The sequence below is a fragment of the Mycobacterium sp. IDUB_17 genome, assembly GCF_055419465.1.
The window spans coordinates 470864-492355 of record NZ_JBVAXS010000001.1 but is presented as its reverse complement, the minus strand read 5'-3'; the positions used below and the strand labels follow the sequence as shown (position 1 = coordinate 492355).

At 67.6% G+C, this 21492-nt stretch carries 20 protein-coding genes; 11 read left to right on the top strand and 9 right to left on the bottom strand.

The window, feature by feature from the left end:
• Positions 1 to 11 precede the first annotated feature (11 nt).
• Together ACZYZ7_RS02485 and dut are read right to left on the bottom strand one after the other, a co-directional pair.
• Entirely contained in the window at positions 12 to 815 is an 804-nt protein-coding gene (locus tag ACZYZ7_RS02485) for a DUF3710 domain-containing protein (RefSeq protein WP_450068962.1), read from the bottom strand.
• Positions 815 to 1279: a dUTP diphosphatase gene (gene dut / locus ACZYZ7_RS02480; protein WP_135453873.1), complete on the bottom strand. Its 465-nt coding sequence runs from the start codon at positions 1277 to 1279 to the stop codon at positions 815 to 817. The genes ACZYZ7_RS02485 and dut overlap by 1 nt, the downstream gene beginning before the upstream one ends.
• A gap of 25 nt (positions 1280 to 1304) precedes the next feature.
• On the opposite strand from dut, the gene ACZYZ7_RS02475 reads away from it, so the two are divergent.
• On the top strand, positions 1305 to 1784 hold the full coding sequence (locus tag ACZYZ7_RS02475; protein WP_135453872.1) for a DUF3093 domain-containing protein: 480 nt from the start codon (positions 1305 to 1307) through the stop codon (positions 1782 to 1784).
• 33 nt (positions 1785 to 1817) lie between these two features.
• Here ACZYZ7_RS02475 and ACZYZ7_RS02470 read toward each other — a convergent pair whose 3' ends face one another.
• The gene (locus tag ACZYZ7_RS02470; RefSeq protein WP_019344626.1) at positions 1818 to 2120 is read right to left on the bottom strand and encodes a DUF4193 domain-containing protein; all 303 of its coding nucleotides are present in this window, start codon (positions 2118 to 2120) and stop codon (positions 1818 to 1820) included.
• Positions 2121 to 2285: 165 nt separating this feature from the next.
• On the opposite strand from ACZYZ7_RS02470, the gene cei reads away from it, so the two are divergent.
• Positions 2286 to 2933: an envelope integrity protein Cei gene (cei, locus tag ACZYZ7_RS02465; protein WP_135453871.1), complete on the top strand. Its 648-nt coding sequence runs from the start codon at positions 2286 to 2288 to the stop codon at positions 2931 to 2933.
• On the opposite strand, the gene ACZYZ7_RS02460 is transcribed toward cei, so the two are convergent.
• Positions 2907 to 3755, bottom strand: coding sequence for an inositol monophosphatase family protein (locus ACZYZ7_RS02460; protein WP_450068961.1), 849 nt, complete (start codon positions 3753 to 3755; stop codon positions 2907 to 2909). The genes cei and ACZYZ7_RS02460 overlap by 27 nt on opposite strands.
• Positions 3756 to 3912: 157 nt before the next feature.
• On the opposite strand from ACZYZ7_RS02460, the gene ppgK reads away from it, so the two are divergent.
• Together ppgK and ACZYZ7_RS02450 are read left to right on the top strand one after the other, a co-directional pair.
• A complete protein-coding gene (gene ppgK, locus ACZYZ7_RS02455; RefSeq protein ID WP_135453869.1) occupies positions 3913 to 4734 on the top strand; it encodes a polyphosphate--glucose phosphotransferase in 822 nt (273 codons plus the stop codon).
• 207 nt (positions 4735 to 4941) lie between these two features.
• The gene (locus ACZYZ7_RS02450) at positions 4942 to 6363 is read left to right on the top strand and encodes an RNA polymerase sigma factor (RefSeq protein WP_450069256.1); all 1422 of its coding nucleotides are present in this window, start codon (positions 4942 to 4944) and stop codon (positions 6361 to 6363) included.
• 102 nt (positions 6364 to 6465) lie between these two features.
• On the opposite strand, the gene ACZYZ7_RS02445 is transcribed toward ACZYZ7_RS02450, so the two are convergent.
• On the bottom strand, positions 6466 to 7821 hold the full coding sequence (locus tag ACZYZ7_RS02445; RefSeq protein WP_463740112.1) for a histidine phosphatase family protein: 1356 nt from the start codon (positions 7819 to 7821) through the stop codon (positions 6466 to 6468).
• A 462-nt stretch (positions 7822 to 8283) separates the two neighbouring features.
• Here ACZYZ7_RS02445 and ACZYZ7_RS02440 point away from each other — a divergent pair, with 462 nt between their 5' ends.
• The gene (locus ACZYZ7_RS02440) at positions 8284 to 9219 is read left to right on the top strand and encodes an alpha/beta hydrolase (RefSeq protein ID WP_463740111.1); all 936 of its coding nucleotides are present in this window, start codon (positions 8284 to 8286) and stop codon (positions 9217 to 9219) included.
• A gap of 57 nt (positions 9220 to 9276) precedes the next feature.
• On the opposite strand, the gene ACZYZ7_RS02435 is transcribed toward ACZYZ7_RS02440, so the two are convergent.
• Positions 9277 to 10923 carry a flavin-containing monooxygenase gene (locus ACZYZ7_RS02435; protein ID WP_463740110.1) on the bottom strand — a complete coding sequence of 549 codons (1647 nt, stop codon included), beginning with the start codon at positions 10921 to 10923 and terminating at the stop codon, positions 9277 to 9279.
• A 451-nt stretch (positions 10924 to 11374) separates the two neighbouring features.
• Here ACZYZ7_RS02435 and ACZYZ7_RS02430 point away from each other — a divergent pair, with 451 nt between their 5' ends.
• Together ACZYZ7_RS02430 and ACZYZ7_RS02425 are read left to right on the top strand one after the other, a co-directional pair.
• Complete coding sequence (locus tag ACZYZ7_RS02430; RefSeq protein ID WP_463740109.1) at positions 11375 to 12151, top strand: glucose 1-dehydrogenase; 777 nt, start codon at positions 11375 to 11377, stop codon at positions 12149 to 12151.
• A 5-nt stretch (positions 12152 to 12156) separates the two neighbouring features.
• Positions 12157 to 12948 carry an SDR family NAD(P)-dependent oxidoreductase gene (locus ACZYZ7_RS02425; RefSeq protein ID WP_135453866.1) on the top strand — a complete coding sequence of 264 codons (792 nt, stop codon included), beginning with the start codon at positions 12157 to 12159 and terminating at the stop codon, positions 12946 to 12948.
• Between the two features lie 63 nt (positions 12949 to 13011).
• Here the strand turns inward: ACZYZ7_RS02425 and ACZYZ7_RS02420 are convergent, their stop codons facing one another.
• Positions 13012 to 14079: an acyl-CoA dehydrogenase family protein gene (locus ACZYZ7_RS02420; RefSeq protein WP_167857817.1), complete on the bottom strand. Its 1068-nt coding sequence runs from the start codon at positions 14077 to 14079 to the stop codon at positions 13012 to 13014.
• Between the two features lie 210 nt (positions 14080 to 14289).
• On the opposite strand from ACZYZ7_RS02420, the gene ACZYZ7_RS02415 reads away from it, so the two are divergent.
• Entirely contained in the window at positions 14290 to 15114 is an 825-nt protein-coding gene (locus tag ACZYZ7_RS02415; protein WP_083671353.1) for an IclR family transcriptional regulator, read from the top strand.
• 10 nt (positions 15115 to 15124) lie between these two features.
• Here ACZYZ7_RS02415 and ACZYZ7_RS02410 read toward each other — a convergent pair whose 3' ends face one another.
• Positions 15125 to 16222: an acyl-CoA dehydrogenase family protein gene (locus ACZYZ7_RS02410; protein ID WP_463740108.1), complete on the bottom strand. Its 1098-nt coding sequence runs from the start codon at positions 16220 to 16222 to the stop codon at positions 15125 to 15127.
• Positions 16223 to 16296: 74 nt separating this feature from the next.
• Between ACZYZ7_RS02410 and ACZYZ7_RS02405 the strand changes: the two genes are divergently transcribed.
• On the top strand, positions 16297 to 17316 hold the full coding sequence (locus tag ACZYZ7_RS02405) for an acyl-CoA dehydrogenase family protein (RefSeq protein ID WP_463740107.1): 1020 nt from the start codon (positions 16297 to 16299) through the stop codon (positions 17314 to 17316).
• On the opposite strand, the gene ACZYZ7_RS02400 is transcribed toward ACZYZ7_RS02405, so the two are convergent.
• The gene (locus ACZYZ7_RS02400) at positions 17260 to 18708 is read right to left on the bottom strand and encodes a wax ester/triacylglycerol synthase family O-acyltransferase (protein ID WP_463740106.1); all 1449 of its coding nucleotides are present in this window, start codon (positions 18706 to 18708) and stop codon (positions 17260 to 17262) included. The two genes, ACZYZ7_RS02405 and ACZYZ7_RS02400, sit on opposite strands and share 57 nt — an antisense overlap.
• A gap of 147 nt (positions 18709 to 18855) precedes the next feature.
• Here ACZYZ7_RS02400 and ACZYZ7_RS02395 point away from each other — a divergent pair, with 147 nt between their 5' ends.
• Both ACZYZ7_RS02395 and ACZYZ7_RS02390 read left to right on the top strand, forming a co-directional pair.
• Entirely contained in the window at positions 18856 to 20502 is a 1647-nt protein-coding gene (locus tag ACZYZ7_RS02395) for an AMP-binding protein (protein WP_463740105.1), read from the top strand.
• The gene (locus tag ACZYZ7_RS02390) at positions 20499 to 21488 is read left to right on the top strand and encodes an alpha/beta hydrolase (protein WP_450068952.1); all 990 of its coding nucleotides are present in this window, start codon (positions 20499 to 20501) and stop codon (positions 21486 to 21488) included. The genes ACZYZ7_RS02395 and ACZYZ7_RS02390 overlap by 4 nt, the downstream gene beginning before the upstream one ends.
• Positions 21489 to 21492: the final 4 nt, after the last annotated feature.

Sequence of the window (21492 nt, the reverse complement as noted above, 5' to 3'; positions counted from 1 at the left end):
GGGCGGGGGTACTACCCGCCGGTGATGGTGCGCAGCTGCTGCATCGCCGAGCCCTGCACGCTGCGGCGCGCCGCCGGCTCGGCCGGCGGCTGATCCTGCGGCAGCGCCTGTGCCGCGGCGGCGAGCTGCTGGGCGGCCTGCTGCATCGCGGCCTGTTGCGCTGCGGCGCGCAGTTGAGCCGCCATCGGCTCGGGCAGCTCCACCTGCAGCGGCGTGCGCACCGGCAGCGGCGTTTCACCGCGACGAATCACGCTGTCGGCCAATGATGCCCGCGCCTCTTCGGTCAGCGCGTCGATGGTCTCGGGGGCGCCGTTGACCACGCAGCGCACCATCCAGCGGTAGCCGTCGACGCCGATGAAGCGCACCACGCCGCCGTTACCCGCGCCGACCACCTCGCGACCCCAGGGGCCGTCCTGGATGTTCACCGAGCTGGCGTCCTTGCGCAGTGAGTCGGCGAGCTCGCCGGCCACCTCACGCCAGAGGCCGGCACTCTTGGGTGCCGCGTAGGCGGCGATGGTGAACCGCCCGTTCGGGGTCACCACCCACACCGCGCTCGGCGCCCCGGCCTCGTTGAGCTCGACCTGGACCTGTCCGCCGTCGGGCATCGGGATCAGTACCGAGCCGAGGTCGAGCCGGCCCTGTGCCGCGACCTCGGGATCGTCGAAGTCCTCGATGTCGAACGGGCCGTCGTCGGAGCCCTCGTCGAAGTCGTCGGCCTGCTCCACTGGTGCCGGTTGCTCGACAACCTGCTCGTCATCGTTCTGACGAGCCGAGTCGTCAGCCGAATCGTTGCTCTTGCGCTTTCCGAATGCCATCACAAACTCGCATGTCCGCCGGAGGAACCGTGGCCGCCGTCGCCACGGGAGGTGTCAGCCAGGCCCGCCTCGTCGAATGAGGTCACCTCGACCAACTCGGGCAGTTCTACCCGCTGAACCAACAGCTGGGCAATCCGGTCACCGCGGTTGATGACGATCGGCGTGTCGGGATCGAGGTTGATCAGCGAAACCTTGATCTCGCCGCGATAACCGGCGTCTATCGTGCCCGGGCTGTTGACGATCGAAAGTCCCACGCGGGCAGCCAGACCCGAGCGCGGATGGATCAATCCCACCATTCCGTGCGGAATCGCCACGGCAACCCCGGTCGGCACGAGCTCGCGTTGCCCGGGGGCCAGCTCGACATCGCGCGCGCTGTAGAGGTCTACGCCCGCGTCCCCATCGTGCGCCCGGCTGGGCATCGGTAGTTCGCGGTCTAATCGGACGACCGCCAGAGAGGTGGACACGACGTCACAGATTACTCTGAGCCGCGTGTCAGACACGCGCGCAACCACCCAAAGCGTTCACTACCGCGAACGTTTGTGGGTCCCGTGGTGGTGGTCCCTGCCGGCTGCGGTGCTGGCAGGGGTGATCGCATTCGAGATCGGCCTGGCCGCGCCGGCGATTCCGGCGTGGTTGCCTTACGTGCTGCTCTTCGGCGTGGCGGGGGCCGTGCTGATGTGGTTCAGCAAGACGGAGTTGAAGGTGGTGCGCGACAACGCCGGCGACACCGAGTTGTGGGTCGGTGACGCACACCTGCCGACCAGCGTCATCTCCCGGACCGCGGAGGTACCGCGGTCGGCCAAGTCGGCCGCGCTGGGTCGTCAGCTCGATCCCGCCGCTTTCGTCGTACACCGGGCCTGGGTGGGCCCGATGGTGCTGGTAGTGCTCGACGATCCGGATGACCCCACCCCGTACTGGCTCGTCAGTTCGCGCCATCCGGATCGTGTCCTGGGTGCGCTCCGCGGCTGAGCCGCGAATCAAGCTGCAGCGGCTGAGCCGCCGTCAGGCGGCGCAGTCCGTGCAGATCATCACGCCGTTCTTCTCGCTTGCCAGCCGGCTCCGGTGATGCACCAGGAAGCAGCTGGAGCACGTGAACTCGTCGGCCTGCTTCGGGACCACCCGTACCGACAGTTCCTCGCCGGACAGGTCTGCGCCCGGCAGCTCGAACGACTCGGCCGATTCTGATTCGTCAACATCCACCACGGCGGACTGCGCCTCGTTGCGCCGCGCCTTCAGCTCCTCGAGCGAATCCTCAGAAACCTCGTCTGCTTCGGAACGCCGTGGAGCGTCGTAGTCGGTAGCCATCGTCTGTGTCCCCTCCCTTACCTTGCAGCAGAGCTTTGTACCAGCGTCGAACGCATTCCCCAAATGATTCGTGCCCGTATTGCCACACGTTTCAGTGTGATTTACATCACACTACCGTCTGAGCACTGCTGCGTCAGCGAACACCTTTACCCCTAGAGTGCAGATGTGGTCGCGCAAATCACCGATGGAACCGCCTTCGACCGGCATGGTCGACCGTTCCGTCGGCGCAGTTTCGTTCCCGGCATCGTGCTCTTCGTCGCGCTGGCGGTGGTGACGATGATCGTCTGGATCATCGCCCTCAATCAGCCCGCAGATGTGCGCGAGGCCACGGCCTGTAACCCGCCGCCCGCCACCGATCCGGCTGCCCCCAAACTCGGCGAGCAAGTGGCCCGATCGGCCATGACCGACGTCACACCGGCACCGCTGGCCGAGACCAGGATCCGGGTCCTCAACGCCAGCGGCCAGGGCGGCCAGGCCGGCGAGGTGGCCGGTGCACTGCGCGATCTGGGCTTCGCCCAACCCGAGGCGGCGAACGACCCGATCTACGCCAGCACGCGGCTGGAATGCCAGGGCCAGATCCGGTTCGGCCCGTCCGGACGCACCGCTGCCGCCGCCGTGTGGCTGGTGGCCCCGTGCACCGAGCTGTTCCAGGACGAAAGGCCCGACGCAGGGGTCGATCTGGCGCTCGGCACCGAGTTCAGCGAGCTCGCCAGCAACGACGACATCAAGGCCGTGCTGGCCAGCCTGCGGCCCGACGCCACCGCGCCGTCGGATTCCGCGCTGCTGTCAAAGATCCATACCGGCGCCTGCTAGCGCGTCGTGCAGGGCGTCGGCGATGGCCGGCGCCGACGCGGCCACGTACTCGGCACCGGGAGCGGTCGGCAACCACACCGTCGCTCCCGCCTCTGCGGCGATCAGCGCCGCCGCGGCCCAGTCCCAGACCTGGACGCCCTCTTCGTAGTAGGCGTCCAACCGGCCTGCGGCGACCATGCACAGGTCGAGCGCACACGAGCCGATGCGGCGAACGTCCCGCACCGAGGGCAGCACCTGGGCCAGCACCGCGGCCTGACGCGCGCGCTGGCCGGGATCGTAGGCGAACCCGGTCCCCAGCAGCGTCATGGACAGGTCCTGGACACCGCTGCACCGCAGCGGGCTCCGGACCCCGTTCCGCACCACCTCGGCACCATGCCCCAGGGCAGCCGAGTACACCTCACCGGCAGGCACATCGGCCACGGCTCCGGCCACTGACCGCCCGTCGTACTGCACGGCCACCGACACCGCATAGGCCGGTATCCCGTAGACGAAGTTGACCGTGCCGTCGATCGGGTCGAGCACCCAGCTCAGCCCGGGGCGGTCATCCTGCTGACCGCCCTCCTCCTCCCCCAGGATCGCCTCTTCGGGCCGTAACACCGCCAGCCGCTCGCGCAGCCACCGTTCGGTTTCGGTGTCGACGATCGTGACGGGGTCGGTCGGGGTGCTCTTAGATCTCACGGCACCGGAAGCCACCGGGCCGCCCGAGGGCTCGACGGCGCCGAACACCTCGGCGCGGCGGCGGGCGACGAACTCGGCGGCTTCGGTGGCCAGCTGCTCGGCCACCACCCGCAAGGCGGGAGCATCGAAACTGTTGTCGGTCATGGCCCTATCGCAGCATCTTCTGCCCGAAATGTCGCTTCGCGGTGGATGTCAGACCACCCGCGGGTGCGATGTTCAACGACTAGGGTGAGGTCGCGCCTTGGTTTGTCCCCATCCTGTCCGACAGCCTGCTCACCGCCTGTCCCACAAAGGAGCACCCATGACCGCACCCGATGCACCCGCGGCAGATCCGGTTCCCGCCGCCGAAGCCCCACGCCGCGGATTCGGCGTCGACGTGGGCGGCAGCGGCATCAAAGGCGGCATCGTCGACCTCGATACCGGGCAGCTCATCGGCGAGCGGTTCAAGCTCGACACACCGCAGCCGTCCACCCCCGAATCGGTGGCGAAAACGGTGGCTGCGGTGGTGGCCGAGTTCGGCTGGACCGGCAGCGTCGGCGTCACCTACCCGGGCGTCGTCACCGACGGCGTCGTGCGCACCGCGGCCAATGTCGACAAGGGCTGGATCGGGGTGAACGCCGCCGAGGTGATCAGCGCCGCGCTCGGCGGGTTGCCGGTGCGTGTACTCAACGACGCCGACGCGGCAGGCCTTGCCGAGGAGCGCTACGGGGCGGGCAAGGACAACTCCGGTGTCGTGGTGCTGCTGACCTTCGGCACCGGCATCGGCTCGGCGGTGATCCACAACGGTGTGTTATTGCCCAACACCGAATTTGGCCACCTGGAAGTGGACGGCAAGGAGGCCGAACACCGCGCCGCATCCTCGGTCAAGGAGCGCAAGGAGTGGAGTTACGCGCGGTGGACCGAAGAGGTCAACAAGGTGCTGGTGACGATCGAGAACGCGATCTGGCCGGACCTGTTCATCGCAGGCGGCGGCATCAGCCGCAAGTCCGACAAGTGGCTGCCACTGCTGAAGATCCGCACCCCGATCGTTCCGGCGGCTTTGCTGAACACGGCCGGCATCGTGGGCGCGGCCATGGCCAGTCAGGACCAGGAGCCCGCCGGCACGCAGGCTACCGCCGGGTAACTTTGCCGCTTTCGGTCGGTCACGTGCCGAAATTTGCCGCTCGGCACGGTGAACACCCACACTGTCGTTACAATGGTCTTCGGCGGCCGCCTACCGAATAGCGGTGAATATCCCCAGCCGATAAGAACGCCAACATTCGATAGCAGACGCTTTCGGTGGAGTATGCCCATGCTCGCCGAGAAATTTCGTGAGACCGAAAGGGTGTACGTGGCAGCGACAAAGGCAAGCCCGGCGACCGACGAGCCGGTGAAGCGCACCGCTACCAAGACTCCCGCCAAGAAGGCCCCGGCCAAGCGGGCAGCCAAGAGCACCGCGGCCAAGGCCGAGGGCGGCACCGCCACCAAGCGCGCTCCCGCCAAGAAGGCCACCAAGGCCGCGGCGGGCAAGCCTGAGGACGTCAATGACGATCTCGAGACCGGCGACGACCTGGAAGCGGGTCCCGGCGAAGATCTCGACGTAGAGGACACCGACCTCGAGCTCGACGACGACCTCGACACGGATGACGACGTCGAGGACGCGGGCGACGACGAGGACGAGGACGAGGCTGAGGAAGGCAAGGCCGCCAAGGCCGCCGCACCGGCCAAGGCGGCCAAGGCCGACGAGGACCACCCCGAGCCGTCCGAGAAGGACAAGGCCTCCGGCGACTTCGTGTGGGATGAGGAAGAGTCCGAGGCGCTGCGGCAGGCACGCAAGGACGCCGAGCTGACGGCTTCGGCCGACTCGGTCCGCGCCTACCTCAAGCAGATCGGCAAGGTCGCCCTCCTCAACGCCGAGGAAGAGGTCGAGCTCGCCAAGCGCATCGAGGCCGGGCTGTTCGCCACCCAGAAGATGGCCGAGTTCGCCGAGAAGGGCGAAAAGCTCACCACTCAGGTGCGACGCGACTTCCAGTGGATCTGCCGTGACGGAGATCGCGCGAAAAACCATCTGCTGGAAGCCAACCTGCGTCTGGTGGTGTCGCTGGCCAAGCGCTACACCGGCCGCGGCATGGCGTTCCTGGACCTGATCCAGGAAGGCAACCTGGGCCTGATCCGTGCGGTCGAGAAGTTCGACTACACCAAGGGCTACAAGTTCTCCACGTACGCCACCTGGTGGATCCGCCAGGCCATCACCCGCGCCATGGCCGACCAGGCCCGCACCATCCGTATCCCGGTGCACATGGTCGAGGTCATCAACAAGCTCGGCCGCATCCAGCGCGAGCTGCTGCAGGACCTGGGTCGCGAACCCACGCCCGAAGAGCTGGCCAAGGAAATGGACATCACGCCGGAGAAGGTGCTGGAGATCCAGCAGTACGCGCGTGAGCCCATCTCGCTGGACCAGACCATCGGCGACGAGGGCGACAGCCAGCTCGGTGACTTCATCGAGGACTCCGAGGCCGTGGTGGCCGTCGACGCCGTGTCCTTCACGCTGCTGCAGGATCAGCTGCAGTCCGTGCTGGAGACGCTGTCCGAGCGTGAGGCCGGCGTGGTCCGGCTGCGGTTCGGCCTGACCGACGGTCAGCCTCGCACCCTTGACGAGATCGGCCAGGTCTACGGCGTGACCCGCGAGCGCATCCGCCAGATCGAGTCCAAGACCATGAGCAAGCTGCGTCACCCGAGCCGCTCCCAGGTGCTGCGCGACTACCTGGACTAGTCCGCTCGACCAGCCACGACGAAATCGGCCCCCTCCGTCTGACGGAGGGGGCCGATTTCTTGCCGCCGGCGCGGCGAAACTACGCCGGCCTACCCGCGGTCATCAGCCGTCCGAATCGGCCGAAGCCTTGTCGGAACCCGCGGCATCGCGCGAAGCGCTTGGCGCGCCCGCACTTTCGGACACCTTCTTGGTGGCACCGGTGATGCTGCCGATCGACGACCTCACCGTCGACCTGAGCTGATCGGCGGCATCGGAAACCGCGGTACGCACCTGCTCACCGGCGCGCTTGGCATCGACGAAGGCCTTGCCGGGCCTGACCATGTTGCCGGCGGTCAGGTCGGTCGCACCGTTGCCCCGCACCGCGGAGGTGACCTTCGGGGTCGCACCGGCGCGATCGGAACCGGTCGATTCCGACGCTTCCTTCGGATCGGCCACCGCAGCGTTCAGCGGCTTCAGCAGGTCCGTGACCGAACCGGTGTTCGGGAAAACGCTCTTGGCCGTGTCGGACATCTTGTCGGTGAGCTCCGACACCGCATCGGAATCCGGATTGCGTACCTCATCGATGGCTTTGCCGACCCGCTTGATGACCTCGGCATTGATCGCCCGGTTGAACTTGGCCACCGAGAAGGACGCGTCGGCCACACTGCGGTTGATCGCCGTCGCAACCTCGATCACGTCACCGGTGGCGAACGAGTCGGTGACCTGCTTCATGGCGGCTTCGAGCTGGCGGGTCAGCGTCCGCACCTGCAGCCCGACCTCATGCCCGAATGTGGGCTCGGGGCTGAACCGCTGGCCGTTCCAGTCCACCAATGTCCAGCCGTCCTCTGGGTTTCCCTCGATGACGACGTAGTCGGTGTTGCCCAGTGCGTGCTGACTCAGCAGCATGCCCTTCTCCGCCAAGGTGAGGTTCTTGGCATTCATCATGGTCCAGAACATGATGGTGCCGCCGTGCGAGAACACGACGACGTTGCGGTCGCCCTTGTCGTACATGGTCTTCAACGCGCCGTCGACGCGCGCGTCGAACTCATTGCCGTCGATCGAACCCGGGATGCGTGCGCCGAGTTGACCGGCGAACGCCCAGGCGATCGGGGCCTTGAGGTAACCGCCGAGTGCCCCGCTCTCGGGAGTGCCCTCGTAGTCGCCGGCCTCGATCTCTTGCAGGCCGGGCAGCACCTGGATCGGCAGACCCAGATAGGCCGACATCGGTTCTGCCGTCTGCTGGGTACGGATCATCTGCGACGCGTAGATGGCGTCATAGTTGTTGTCCCCCAGCTTGTCGGCCACTGCCCGGGCCTGCTCTCGCCCCAGCGCAGTGAGCGACGGGCCCGGCGTCGAGGTGTCGATGTTCCCCGACGTGTTGCCCGCGGATTGACCGTGCCGCACAAAAGTCACCCGCATGTTCTCGGCGGCCCACGCCGGCAGCACGGACATCACGAAGAAGCCGATGGCAGTGAGCATGATGCCAAGGGCTCTCCATGTCGTTCTCGAACGGCGACGCACAGCGGGTACGGCGCCGTTGTCGAACTTGCTATGTCGGTCCATTGCCTCTCCATCTATTTGGTTGTCGAGCACGCCGTGATGACGACCCGGAATTGCCCGGCCCTTGGCGGATTTCGCGCTTGGGAGCGACGCTCGAACCGACCGCCTCGGTGTGTCCGATGCCTCAGCGGGCCCGGCCATGTGATCGTGCGCACCCCCCGCACATCCCGGAACTGCTGTCTCGCTCAGCGGTACAAGACTTTTGGCGGTGTGGTATAGCCGGGGTGCGGCCCGCACCCGTTCGGGCCTCAATCGTGCTGGCCGAGAGCCGGACTCGTTGATCCCGCTGCGCGGAACACATACCCCGGGGCCGGCGCCGATGTGGTTTGGTGGGATGCAGGACCGGTTGCCGGGTACCGACAACCCGACGAAAAGGCGGAAATGAAAGTCGATCCGGAGATCGCGGAACTACTGCCCGTACTGAATGCCGGCTTTCCTGCTGTCGAGACGATGAGCGGGGCCGAAGCCAGGGCCGCCGTGCGGTCCCGGTATCGGCCGACAGAACGACCACAGCCCATCGGGTCAGTCGAGGACCGGACGATACCGGGGCCCGGGGGCGATATTCCCGTCCGGATCTATTGGCCGGAAACGTCTTCCGATGCCCCGGCACCGATGGTGGTGTTCGCGCACGGCGGCGGATTCGTGTTCTGCGACCTCGACACGCACGACGACCTGTGCCGGTCGCTGTCCAACGGCATCGGCGCGGCGGTGGTGTCCGTCGACTACCGGCTGGCGCCGGAGTCACGTTGGCCGGCAGCCGCCGACGACGTGTACGCCGCATTGTGCTGGGTTGCGCGCAACGCCGACGAGCTCGGCGGCGACGCCTCGAAGATCGTCGTCGCCGGTGACAGCGCCGGCGGCAACCTCGCCGCCGTCACCACGATCCTCGCCCGCGATCGCGGCGGTCCGGACATCGCGTGTCAGGCGCTGCTGTATCCGGTGACCGCCGCGGACTTCGACACCGAGTCCTACCGCCGGTTCGAGACGGGGTTCTACAACACCCGTGCCGCCATGGTGTGGTACTGGGACCAGTACGTTCCGGACGCGGACGACCGCGCCCACCCCCATGCGTCGCCACTACGCGCGGATCTGTCCGGACTGCCACCGGCAGTGGTGATCACCGCGGGTTTCGACCCGCTGCACTCCGAAGGCGAAGGCTATGCCGAAGCGCTTGCAGCCCAGGGTGTTCCGGTCGCGCACCGGAGTTTCTCCGGCGCCGTCCACGGGTTCATGACCATGCCGGCACTCACCCTGGCCGGCACCGCCAGGCGGCAGGTGTGCGCCGACATCCGAGCGCTGCTGGACCGCGACGGCTGACCGATCCCTGTGCCGGAGGCCGGCGCCCGAAGCAGCCGGCCCCCGCAGGGACCGCCGCTAGACGGTCAGATCCTGGTGGATGTCGAAGCCCTTGTAGCCGGCCGCTGCGACGTCGGCGATGATCTCGCCGTACACGCCGAAGCCGCCGACGAACGGCATGAACACCCGCGGCCGGCCCGGGATGTTCGCCCCGAGGTACCACGAATTGGCCTGCGGCATAAGCGTTCCAGCGGCACGGCGGGTGCACTCGGCCACCCACTCGGCCGCAGCATCCTCGCGCGCCTCGATCGCCGGAGCGCTCTGAGCATCGAGATAGGCGATCGCGTCGGCCACCCAGTTCAGGTGCAACTCCGAATGCAGCACCATGTTGGCCAGCACCGAAGGCGCGCCTGGACCGGCGATGTTGAACAGGTTCGGGAAGCCCGGGACACCGAGGCCGAGGTAGGTCTCCGGTCCCTCGGCCCACGCCTCATTGAGGGTCCGGCCGCCCCGGCCCACCACATTGAGCTTCTGGACCGATCCGGTCATCGCGTCGAATCCGGTGGCCAGCACCAGTGCGTCGAGCTCGTAGTGCTCCTCGGTGGTGTCGAGACCGGAGGCGTCGATCCGCTCGATCGGCGTGGCCCGCAGATTCACCAACGAGACGTTGTCCCGGTTGAAGGTCTGGAAGTAGTTGTCGTCGGTACAGATTCGCTTGGCGCCGATCGGATGATCCTTCGGGATCAACACGTCGGCCACGGCGGGATCGTCGATCACGGCCCGCACCTTCTGCTCCCAGAACAGGCGCGCGGTGTCGTTGGCCTCGATGGTGAGCAGCTGATCCGGGAAGGCCTTGGAGAACAACACACCGCCCAGTTCCCAGCGCCGCTCGTAGGCCTGCTGCAGTTCCTCGGCGGAGACCTCCAGGGCGGACTTGGGATGAGGCTGGTGCGGTGAGCCGCCACCGCTGAGCATCGAGAGCCTGCGCCGCTCGGTGTAACCGGCCTTCTGCGCGGCCCGCGTCTCGTCGTCGAGCGGAATGTTGCCGGCCGGCACGCTGTAGTTCGGGGTGCGCTGGAAGACGTAGAGCTGTGCGGCTTCTTTGGCGATGTACGGGATCGCCTGGATGCCCGAGGATCCGGTGCCGATCACGCCGACCCGCTTGCCCGTGAAATCAACACCTTCGTGCGGCCAGTGCGCGGTGTGGTAGACCTCGCCGGCGAACGAATCGAGGCCCTCGATCGCCGGGATGTTCGCGTTCGACAGCGGCCCGACCGCCAGGATGCAGAACCGCGCGGACACCACGTCGCCGCGGTCGGTGCGGACCTGCCAGCGCAGCGTCTTCTCGTCGAGCACCATGTCGGTCACGCGGGTCCCGAAGGAGATGTCGCGCCGCAGGTCGAACCGGTCGGCCACGTGGTTGAGGTAGGCCAGGATCTCCGGCTGGGTGGCGTACTTCTCGGTCCAGTTCCACTCCTGCTCAAGGTCGGAATCGAACGAGTAGGAGTAGTCGACGCTCTCGACGTCGCAGCGGGCGCCCGGATAGCGGTTCCAGTACCAGACGCCGCCCACCCCGTCGGCGGCCTCGAACACTCGCACCGAAAGGCCCTGCTCGCGAAAGCGGTGCAGTGCGTACAGCCCGGCGAAACCGGCTCCCACGACAACGACATCCACCTCCGCGGAGGTGCGTTCGGCGGTACCTGACGGAGCTGGCTGGGCTGTCACTGTGTTGCCTTTCACTTCAAGATTCGGCTTGTCACGTTACGAACCAGGGTGTGCGGCGGACACCCGTTGTCTCACTCACCGGTACCAGGGGTCTCCGGGCTCCGCAGCAAACGGCGTGGGGTCGGGCCGCCGTTGCCGTCCGCAGGAAACCGAAGTGTCGCTGAACGTTAATTTCGCACCGGTCCATGCGCTGATTCCGAATAGGTCCGGGCCTCCGCATCTGGGGGCTGGCGAACGAGGGAAGCATGAAGCGGTTGCCGGGAATGGATGCCATGTTCGTGTCGATGGAGGGCACGGAGTGGCCCCAGCACTGCTCCACCCATTCCCGCTGAATGGGACTTTCCGGCACGCCAACACCGCGACGAATATCGTGGCTTTCATACCCGACGGTGCTGCGGCCAGGATCGACACTGAATCCAGCCGACATTCACCCTGAAAGGAAGTTGTTGGGATGCAAGCAGATTCGGATAGCTTGTCGGACGTCGTGGCGATCGTCACCGGCGGCGCACGCGGCCTCGGCGCGGCGTTCGCTCAGCACATCGTCGCGCGTGGCGGCAAGGTGGTGATCTCCGACGTCCTCGATGATGACGGCGCCGCGCTGGCCGCCGAACTGGGGGCCAATGCCCGTTACGTCCACCTCGACGTGACCGATGCGGCACAGTGGAAATCCGCGGTCGAGCTGACCCTGGCCGAGTTCGGCAAACTGAACGGCCTGGTGAACAACGCAGGCATCTCGACCGGACAGTTCATCGAGCACGAGCCACTCGACCACTTCCGCACCGTGCTCGAGATCAACCTGGTCGGCGTCTTCAACGGCCTTCAGGCGGTCATCGCCCCGATGCGCGCGGCCGGCGGAGGTTCCATCGTCAACATCTCCTCGGCCGCCGGCCTGATGGGCCTGGCGCTGACCGCCGGGTACGGCGCGTCCAAATGGGGCGTGCGCGGGCTGAGCAAGATCGCCGCGGTCGAACTGGGTCCGGACCGAATCCGGGTGAATTCGGTGCATCCCGGCATGACCTACACGCCGATGACCGCACAGATCGGCATCGAACGGGGTGAGGGCAACTATCCCAATACCCCGATGGGCCGCGTCGGCGAGGCCGACGAGATCGCCGGCGCCGTCGGCTACCTGCTGTCCGGCGCCTCCACCTACGTCACCGGCGCCGAGATCGCCGTCGACGGCGGCTGGACCACCGGTCCGACCGTGAAATACGTGATGGGACAGTGATAGTGATGAATCGACTTGAGGGCCGCCGGATCCTGGTGACCGGCGCAGGATCCGGCATCGGACAGGCCACCGCGCTGCGACTGCTCGACGAGGGCGCCGCGGTGGTGGGCGCCGACATCTCGGCCGACGGGCTGGAGGCCACCCGGCAGAGCGCGCAGCAGGCCGGCACCTCTGACCGGTTCACGGTGCTGACGATGGACATCGGCGACGAGGCCTCGGTGATCGAGGGCGCGCGAACCGCGGTCGAGGCGCTCGGCGGCCTCGACTCGGTGGTCAACGCCGCGGGCATGCTGCGCGCGGTGCACACCCATGAGATGAGCCTGCAGGCCTGGAACCAGATCATCGCCGTCAATCTCACCGGGACATTCCTGGTGATCCGTGAAACCCTGCCGGCGCTGCTGGAGAATCCGCGGAGCGCGATCGTGAACTTCAGCTCGACCTCGGCGGCGTTCGCGCATCCGTACATGGCGGCCTACGCGGCCAGCAAGGGCGGAATCCAGGCGATGACGCACTCACTCGCGCTGGAGTACGGCAAGCAGGGGCTGCGAGCCGTCAGTGTGGCGCCGGGCAGCATCAAGTCCGGAATCACCGACGCCACACCGGGACTCGTTCCCGCCGACAGCGACTGGTCGTTGTTCGCCAAGCTGTCGCCCATCATGCCGACCACCTTGGCCTCCGGCGGCGCCGGGATGGGTGACCCGTCCGCGGTCGCCGGCGTGATCGCGATGCTGGTCTCCGACGACGGCGCGTTCATCAGCGGCACCGAGATCCGGATCGACGGCGGAACCCACGCCTGATCACCGGCAACGAAAACGGTGGGCGGCGCTGACAATCAGCGCCGCCCACCGTTTTTCCGTCAGTTACGGGGCTACCGCCCTTGACTCGCCGACCACGGTCGCAAGCCCGACGTGCGCATCCCGCCACCACCGCTGCACCGGGCTGGTTCGGCGCAGCGCGTCAACGCTTGAGTGACAGACGATCTCATCGATCGCACGCACCGCCCTGCGGGCTGCGGCGATCTGATCGCGGCGCGCGCGTGCCCGCATACCGGGGTCGATGGGCCCGTCCAATACCCGGTTGAACGAGGCCGTCAGCGTGTCGAGCAACGCCAGCCGCGACGCCCGGATCTCGGCGGCCGCGTGTTCGGAGACCGGGCCGTCGGAGTCCACTGTCCCGACATGCTGGGCCAGGGCGCCCTCGGCCATGCCGATCACCGCGGCCGTGATGCCCAGCGGCGCAATGGTGCTCAGCGGAATGTGGTAGATCGGATTGCGCAGACCCGCGTGTCCCGCCGCGGTGCCGTCGACGATGCTGTTGTGATTCAACAGCCGATGCCCGGGAATGAACACGTCGGCGATCGTGATGCTCTTGCTTCCGGTGCCGATCAACCCGATCGCATCCCAGGATTCCTCGACGATGCACAGATCTGACCGCGGGACGAGCGAGTAGCCGAGCCCGTTGCTATCGCCCGTGCCGACCACACGGGCCCCGACGACAACCCACTCGCAGTGGTCGATCGCCGCCACCGACCGCCACTCGCCCGAGAGCCGATAGCCGCCGTCGACAGGCAGGAGCAGTCCGGCCGGCGTGTGCGCCGAGGCGATCCAGATATCGGAGTCCGCCTCCCACACCTCGTCGCGCAGACGCCGGTCGGCCGAGGCCAATGCCCATGGCGGCACGCCGACCGAACCGGCGACCCAACCCGCTGACCCGTCGAGCCGGGCGATCTCGAGAACGGCCTCGGCGAAGTCGCCGGGATGGGTCTCGATACCGCCGAACTCCGCGGGCTGCAGCATGTGCATCACCCCGGACTCGCGCAGCGCATCGACCGTCCGGTTGTCGAGCCGGCCGAGCGTCTCGTTGACGGGCCCGAGTGCCTGTATCCGATCGGCATTCTCATTGATGCCGTCCAGAACGTCCCTGGTCATTTCAACACCACGCATCCAAAACTCCCTTGTCGCGCGTACCGCGTGCTGACCACCATGGTCGGGTACCGCAATCAGGTGGTTGCGGCAGCATCCCGCTGAGTGAGATCGTGAGTGACTCACTGTTCGACGTCCTAGGGGGCGCAGGTGCCGGCATCCACCAGCAACGCGACATCACGACCACGCGCCGAACAACGGGAGACGGCCGTGTCGATGGTGGATCGCGTGGCCCTGATCCTCAACGTCTTCGACGAGCCCGGCAAACACCTGCGGCTGGACCAGATCGCGGGCCGCACGGGCCTTCCCCGATCCTCGGTGCACCGGATTCTCAAGCAGTTGCACAGCGCCGGCCTCCTGCAACACCGCCCCGACGGCTACGCGCTGGCCGCCTCCCCGCTGCCCGTGACCAGGATGGTCGACCACTCACAGTTGCGCAGCGTGGCATCGCCGACCCTGTCGCGCCTGCATGCCGACACCGGACTGGTGGTTCACCTCGGCGTGCTGTTCGGCGGTGATGTGGTCTACCTCGACAAGGTGGCCGGCCGCAATAGTGCTGTGGTGCCGACCCGCGTCGCCGGGCACTCGCCCGCGCACGCCAGCGCATTGGGGAAGACCATGCTGGCCCAGCTTCCCGCCGAGGAGGTGGACGCCGTCCTGGGGCCACGGCTGACCCGGTCCACCCGATCCACCATCAGCGATCTGGAGACCCTGCACCGGGAACTGGCCCGGATCCGGTCCCGGCACGGGCTCGCCTACGACAACGAGGAGTTGGCGATCGGACTGACCAGCGTGGCGGCCCCACTTCGCTCGGCCGACGGCGAGGTGGCGGGCCTGTCGCTGACCGGCGCGGTGCCGTTGCACCGTCTGCAGCGAACCGCCCCGTTCGTGATCCGTGCGGCCCGGCACATCTCCCAGCAACTGGGCTCCCGAGAAACCGGCGCACGGGATTCCGCATCGATTGCCCCGTCGCACGCGCAGGCCACCGACAACCTGTTGTCCCGCGTGCTGCGGACGTTGACCTCTGACGCGTGGGTCTGAAGGCGGCTGGCTACCAGAGGATCTCGTCGACCTCCATGCCGAACGAGTGACGGCCGACGAGGGCCAACACCTGCTCCACGTTGCTGGCCACGTGGGTCTGCGCCGTCTGGACGTCGCGCCACACCCGTTCCACCAGTGGGTCCTCGATATCACGACCGCCCGAGTGCGCGATGAACGTCCGGATCGCCGCGACGGCACGCTCGGAGGCCAGCACCTGGTCGCGCCGCGACCGCAGCACCAGGTCGCTGTCCGGGGTGAGGTCGGCACGGACACAGTCCATGAGATCGCCGAGGTTGCGTTCGATCTGCCGGACCGACAAGTCGAGATCGCTGCACGCCATCGCCACCGGATCAACCGACGAGCCCGCCCGGGGCCGCAGCGCCGAAAGGATGTTCTCGGCGGCGCCGAGCAGAGGAGCCGTGCCGGTGTGGGTGTACATGGTCGGTTGCGGCAATCGGTACAGCGGAGCCAGCCTGCCGAGCTGCTCGCCGCTGACCCAGCCGAACGTGCGGTACCGCGGCACAACCGCACCCGAGACGACGACATCGTGCGCACCGATACCGCGCAATCCCACGCTGTTCCAACTCGATTCCACGACGTAGTCGGCTCGTGGCATCAGGGCCACCAGGAAATCCTGGGCCGCACCGTCGTCGCCGACCAGCACCGCTGCGGCCATGAGCCACGACGAGTGCAGGATTCCGGTGCACCGGCTCCACCGGCCGGATAACCGGAAGTCGTCACCGATTCGTTCGAGCCGGCCGGTCGGGGCGTACGACTCACAGAGCAGGGTCCGCGGATCCCGGCCCCAGACGTCGCGCTGGGCCTGCTCGTCGAACAGCGACAGATGCCAGGTGTTGACCCCCAACCACCCGGCCAGCCAGCCGGTGGAGGTACATGCGGCGGAAAGGTCGCGCGTGACCGCCAGGTACTCGGCCGGATCGGCCTCCATCCCGCCGAACGCCTTGGGTTGCAGCATCGCAAAGAAACCCGCGTCGTGCAGGCCGCCGATCACCGAGGGGTCGACGGCCCCCGTGTGGTCGACATCGGCGGCGGCCTGGGCGATCGCCGGCAGTGCCTGGCGCACTGCGGCGCGCACATTCTGCGTCATCAGTGCCGCCCTATCCTGCCCGTCGGGTATGTCACCATCGTGGATACCATTCGTCGCCCCTCCCAGGAGGTCATATGGCCGAGCCGCCCTCTGCGCGCGGCGTCGATCCCGGCGTCTCGGCTACTGAATCGATTGCCGTCCTGCGCGAGCCGTCGTCGCGGTTGCTGCAGCCGGCCCGTTACGGCGGGCGTGCGGTGTCCCGATCGGCTTCGGAGGCAGTCGATTTCGTCACCGCCGTGGCCGGCCTCGCCGAGCGCGACGGGTCGGGCGGGTGGTCGGCCGCGGCGGTCAATGCCGCCGCCTACACGGTGGCAGGCCTCGGCGACACTGCCGCCGAACGGGTGTGGGGCGCCGACGCCGGTGCGTTGGTCACCGCCGGCCGGGAACCGACGGGGCGGTTGACTCCTGACGGCGCGAACTTCCGGCTGACCGGTCAGTGGGAATCGGTGACGGCTGCCCTGTTCGCGGACTGGGTGCTGCTCAGCGCCCGGGAAGGGGATTCGGTCCGGTGTGTCCTTCTCCCCCGCGATGAGGTGCAGGTAGCCCGACAGGCCGGCGTGCGCGGCTTGGATTCGGCCGGAATCGGTGACGTCACGGCGTCCGATACGGTCATCGACGCACAAGCCGTGTTCCCGTATCCAGACGACAGTTCTTGTGACACCGGCGATTTCGACGATGCCCCACCTTCCTGCCTGGTACTCGACTGGGCCGGGCAGGCCGCTGCCGTCGTCGGCGCCGCCGCCGGCGTGTGGCAGGCACATGTCGGCCAGGTCCGCCAGCGGCTGGCCACCTCGTACGGCAGCGAGGACACCACGGAACTGACATCGTCGGCGGTGCTGGTGGCCAAGGCGGAATCTGACATCGACGCCGCGCGGCTGCAACTCGTCGCGGCGCTGAGCGCCGATGCCCCCGCCGCCGCGACGGCGCTGCGCCAGGCCGTCACCCGCGCCCGCAACGCCGCCGATCAACTGCTGAGCAGCGGCAGCCGCCATGCACTCGATGCGACGGATCCGGTGGCCCGCCTCTGGTTCGATGTCCTAGCCGGATACCGCCTGACGATTCGAAGCATCGGCGGGGATCCCGGCGCCGGCTGAACCTGCCCGCGCCGCCAGCTCCGCCAGCGCGTGCGGCACCCGGTCAGCGATGCCGTACGGATCCGACACCTGATCGCCACAGGTCAGCACGCAGATCGCCATCTCATCGCGGTAGCTCCACCCGGTGAAGTTCAACCCCATCGGGAACACGATGGGCCCCGAGGAGATGAGTTGCTCGATCGGTGCGCCGCCCCAGTACAGCGTGTTCTGCGGGCCGCGCATGTTGGACGCGATCAGGCTGAACATCGGGCGGCGCTTCATCTTGGCCCCGAGGATCGGCAGCACCCTCGAGTACAACCAGAACAGCGGCCAGTACTCCATCCAGTCGTGCTGCAGCCAGGCGTCACGCTCTGCCTGTACCTCACGCGCGGTGCGGGTCGCGGAGGCGATCGCGGCCAGTCGCTCCACCGGATCGGCGATGTGGGTCGCGAGGTGGACGTTCCAGCGCGCCACCTTGTTACCCCACTCGGCCTCGGTTTCGGTTTCGTCCGGGCGCATCGAGACCGGCACCACCGCGGTCAAGCTTTCGTCGCTGAGCTGTCCGTTCTCGGCCAGGTAGTCGCGCAGGGCCCCACCGCAGATGCTGAGGAAGACGTCGTTGATCGTGACGCCGAAAGCCTTTGACACCCGCTTGATCTCTGTCACGTCACAGCGCCGGTAGGCGAATCGGCGGCTGGCCGAGAACGGTTCGTTGAACGGCATGGCCGGCGCGGCGAATGCCTCTGCGTAACCGGGCTTTCCGGCCTTCTGCCGGCGGCGGATCACGCCGGTGACGGCCACGGTACGGGCGATGATGCTCGGAAAACGTGCCAGTGCCGCGATCTGGTGACGCAGGACCAGCGGCCACCAGATCCACGGTGCCGGGCGCCGCTCGTTCGGCAACGGCGTCGATTGCGGCTGCGGCAACGGAGTCTGCGGATCGGTGCTGTACAGGGTTTCCAGCAGCCGCAGAGATGCGGTGCCGTCGGCCACGGCGTGGTGGATCTTGAGCACCAGGGCGATGCGACCGTCGGCCAGACCCTCGACGAACCACAGTTGCCAGGCAGGCCGGTCGCGGTCCAGGGCCACCTCGAAGATCTCGCCGATCGTCGCGGCGAGCTCCTCGTCGCCACCGGGTGCGGGCGCAGTGGTCCGCTGCACGTGGTGGTTGATGTCGATCCGTGGCCGCGAAACCCACCACGGCCGGCCGAACCCCACCCGCGGGGACAGCAACTGCCACTGCATGGGCTCGATGTTGTCGACCCAGCCCTGCACCGCGGCCTTGAGCCGGTCGAACGTCAGTGGCTCGGACATCTGGCTCGGGTCGAGCACGACAGCCTTCATCGTGTGCTGCGGTTGGACGGAGCTCTCCCACGCCAGGAAGCTGTTGTCCTCACCCTTCAAACGCCGCATTCTCACCCTCGCTTGTCCGGCCGCCGATACGGCACTTTCTGTGGCTGCCATCACTCTTATCCAAACGTGTGTCCCAGTAGACAAGCTGTCCCGCCCAGCGAGACTCGGCAACCCGCAGCCGCCTCGCTGCGACCTACGGTTTGCGCCATGAAGCGAGCCATTCCGCGCCCTGCCAGCCTCGCCGCCAAGGTCAACCGGTTCCGGGTGATCGCCCGCAGCATCGCGGTGCTGCGCGAGTCAGGGCTGTCCGGTGGAGCTGCCGACGGCATCCGGCAGGCAAAGCTGGTCCGCCAGTTCGGCGGCTTCGCCGCCGTCATCGAAAGCGCCGCCACCCGCGACCCCAACGCCATCGCCATCACCGACGAATGGGGCGACGTGACGTTCGCCCAGCTCAACGATCGGGTCAACGCACTCGCCCGGGCCTGGAACTCCCGGGGAATCGGAGCGGGCTCGGTCATCGCGGCACTGTGCCGGGACCATCGGGGACTGGTCACCATCCTGGCCGCGGCCGGCAAGGTCGGGGCACAACTGCTGCTGATGAACACCGGCTTCGCCAAACCTCAGCTGGCCGATGTCACGGCCCGCGAGAAGGTCAACGTGCTGATCTACGACGAGGAGTTCACCGACCTCGTCAGCGCCATCGATCCGGGCGTACGTCGTTTCCTGGCGTGGACCGATGACCGATCGGCCTCCGACGTCGAAGGCTCGCTGGAAGGCCTGATCGCCGCCACCTCGCCGGCACCGGTGGCCGCACCCGCCAAGCCCGGCGGCATGACCCTGCTGACCAGCGGCACCACCGGCACACCCAAGGGCGCCCCGCGCGGCAAGACCTCTCCCCTGTTCTCGGCGCAGCTGTTGGACCGGGTGCCGCGGCGCCGCGGTCAGACCTGCATGCTGGCCGCCCCGATGTTCCACGGCACCGGACTCGGTCAGGCGGTGCTGTCGCTGGCGCTGGGCAACCGCCTGGTGCTGCGACGCAAGTTCAACCCCGAGGAGACGCTGCGCGCAGTCCAGAACCACGCCTGCGACGTGCTCGTCGTGGTGCCCACGATGCTGCAGCGAATTCTCACCCTGCCCAAGGATATTCGCGACAAATACGACACCTCGTCGCTCAAGATCATCTTCGTCTCGGGGTCGGCCATGCCGCCCGACGTGGTCAAGCGCACCCTCGCCGAGTTCGGTCCGGTGCTCTACAACCTTTATGGCTCAACCGAACTCGCGGTAATGACGGTGGCGATGCCCGAGGACCTGCTGCACGATCCGCGCACCGCGGGTCGGGCGCCGGTGGGATGCGCGGTGCGCCTGTACGACGATGCGGGCAACGAGATCACCGAACCGGGCGTGATCGGCCGGGTTTTCGCCGGCAGCGATGTGAGCTTCGCGGGCTACACCGACGGCCGCACCAAGGAATCGATCGAAGGGCTGCAGAGCAGCGGCGACGTCGGGCACTTCGACGACACCGGCCGGCTCTACATCGACGGCCGTGACGACGACATGGTGATCTGTGGCGGTGAGAACGTCTATCCGCTGGAGGTCGAGAATCTGATCACCAGTCATCCCGAGGTGGACGAGGTGGCGGTCATCGGGGTCAGCGACGACGATTTCGGTCAACGGCTCAATGCCTATGTGGTGCTGGTCGACGGCGCCACCCTGGCCCCCGACGACATCAAGGACTACGTGCGGGCGAACCTGGCCCGGTACAAGATCCCCCGGGACGTCGAGTTCCTGGGCAGGCTGCCCCGCAACGCCACCGGCAAGGTGCTTCGCGGTGAGCTGACCGGGGGTTCCAAGTGAGCGACTCCGAAACCATGAAGCGTGAGGTCGCCGGTCGGATGGGCGACGCGTTCGCCCCGATCCTCTCCGGCGGCAGCGACCCCATCGCCGCCGCGGCCGAGGTACGGGCCCGGCTCAAGGCCAGCCGCCGACCGGCCAGACCCATGCAGGTGAGCCGCGTCGAGAACCGTGCCATTCCCGGTCCCGCCGGTGAGATTCCGGTACGGATCTACCATCCGCTGGACCCCACCGACTCCCGCATCGACACTGACGCGGGACTACCTGTCCTCGTCTATTTCCACGGCGGCGGGTTCGTGCTGTGCGACCTCGACTCCCATGACTCGTGCTGCCGCAGGCTCGCCAACGGCATCGGCGCGATCGTGGTTTCGGTCGACTACCGGCTGGCGCCGGAGCATCCGTATCCCGCCGCGGTCGAAGATGCCTGGGCCGCAACCGAATGGGTGGCCGCCCACGTTGGCGACCTCGGCGGCGACCCCGACCGGCTGGTGATCGCGGGCGACAGCGCGGGCGGCAACCTGGCTGCGGTGGTGGCGATGACGGCACGGGACCGCGGCGGGCCGCACATCGCATTCCAGGTGCTGATCTACCCGGTGGTCGATCAGCGCCGTAAGTCCTCGCTGTCCAGCCCGCACACCAAGAGCGGGGTGCTGACCGCCGAGCACATGCAGTGGTTCACCGCGCAGTACCTCGGCGACAGCGGCGCACAGGCAGAGGTGTCGGCATCGCCGATTCTCGGTGACATGACCGGACTTCCGGATGCGCACGTGTTGACCGGGGCCCTGGATCCGCTGTGCGAGGAGGGCGAGGAATATGCCCGCATGCTCGCGGCCGGCGGCGCCGAAGTAAGCGTCCGGCGCTACGAGCGCGGCTTCCACGGATTCTTCAACCTCGCCGACCACCTCCCCGCCGCCGCCGAGGCCACCGAAGACGTGTGCGCCGTCGTTCGCGACGCCCTGTGCTCCACGACCACACCTGAAAACCATTGAAAGG

Coding starts and splice junctions, on each gene's coding strand:
- ACZYZ7_RS02415 (WP_083671353.1), top strand. CDS start 14,290: ATGGTGGATCGCGTGGCCCTGATCCTCAACGTCTTCGACGAGCCCGGC.
- ACZYZ7_RS02470 (WP_019344626.1), bottom strand. CDS start 2,120: ATGGCTACCGACTACGACGCTCCACGGCGTTCCGAAGCAGACGAGGTT.
- ppgK (WP_135453869.1), top strand. CDS start 3,913: ATGACCGCACCCGATGCACCCGCGGCAGATCCGGTTCCCGCCGCCGAA.
- ACZYZ7_RS02405 (WP_463740107.1), top strand. CDS start 16,297: ATGGCCGAGCCGCCCTCTGCGCGCGGCGTCGATCCCGGCGTCTCGGCT.
- ACZYZ7_RS02430 (WP_463740109.1), top strand. CDS start 11,375: ATGCAAGCAGATTCGGATAGCTTGTCGGACGTCGTGGCGATCGTCACC.
- ACZYZ7_RS02445 (WP_463740112.1), bottom strand. CDS start 7,821: ATGCTCACTGCCATCGGCTTCTTCGTGATGTCCGTGCTGCCGGCGTGG.
- ACZYZ7_RS02420 (WP_167857817.1), bottom strand. CDS start 14,079: ATGACCAGGGACGTTCTGGACGGCATCAATGAGAATGCCGATCGGATA.
- ACZYZ7_RS02400 (WP_463740106.1), bottom strand. CDS start 18,708: ATGCGGCGTTTGAAGGGTGAGGACAACAGCTTCCTGGCGTGGGAGAGC.
- ACZYZ7_RS02460 (WP_450068961.1), bottom strand. CDS start 3,755: ATGACCGACAACAGTTTCGATGCTCCCGCCTTGCGGGTGGTGGCCGAG.
- ACZYZ7_RS02425 (WP_135453866.1), top strand. CDS start 12,157: ATGAATCGACTTGAGGGCCGCCGGATCCTGGTGACCGGCGCAGGATCC.
- ACZYZ7_RS02485 (WP_450068962.1), bottom strand. CDS start 815: ATGGCATTCGGAAAGCGCAAGAGCAACGATTCGGCTGACGACTCGGCT.
- ACZYZ7_RS02440 (WP_463740111.1), top strand. CDS start 8,284: ATGAAAGTCGATCCGGAGATCGCGGAACTACTGCCCGTACTGAATGCC.
- ACZYZ7_RS02395 (WP_463740105.1), top strand. CDS start 18,856: ATGAAGCGAGCCATTCCGCGCCCTGCCAGCCTCGCCGCCAAGGTCAAC.
- ACZYZ7_RS02410 (WP_463740108.1), bottom strand. CDS start 16,222: ATGACGCAGAATGTGCGCGCCGCAGTGCGCCAGGCACTGCCGGCGATC.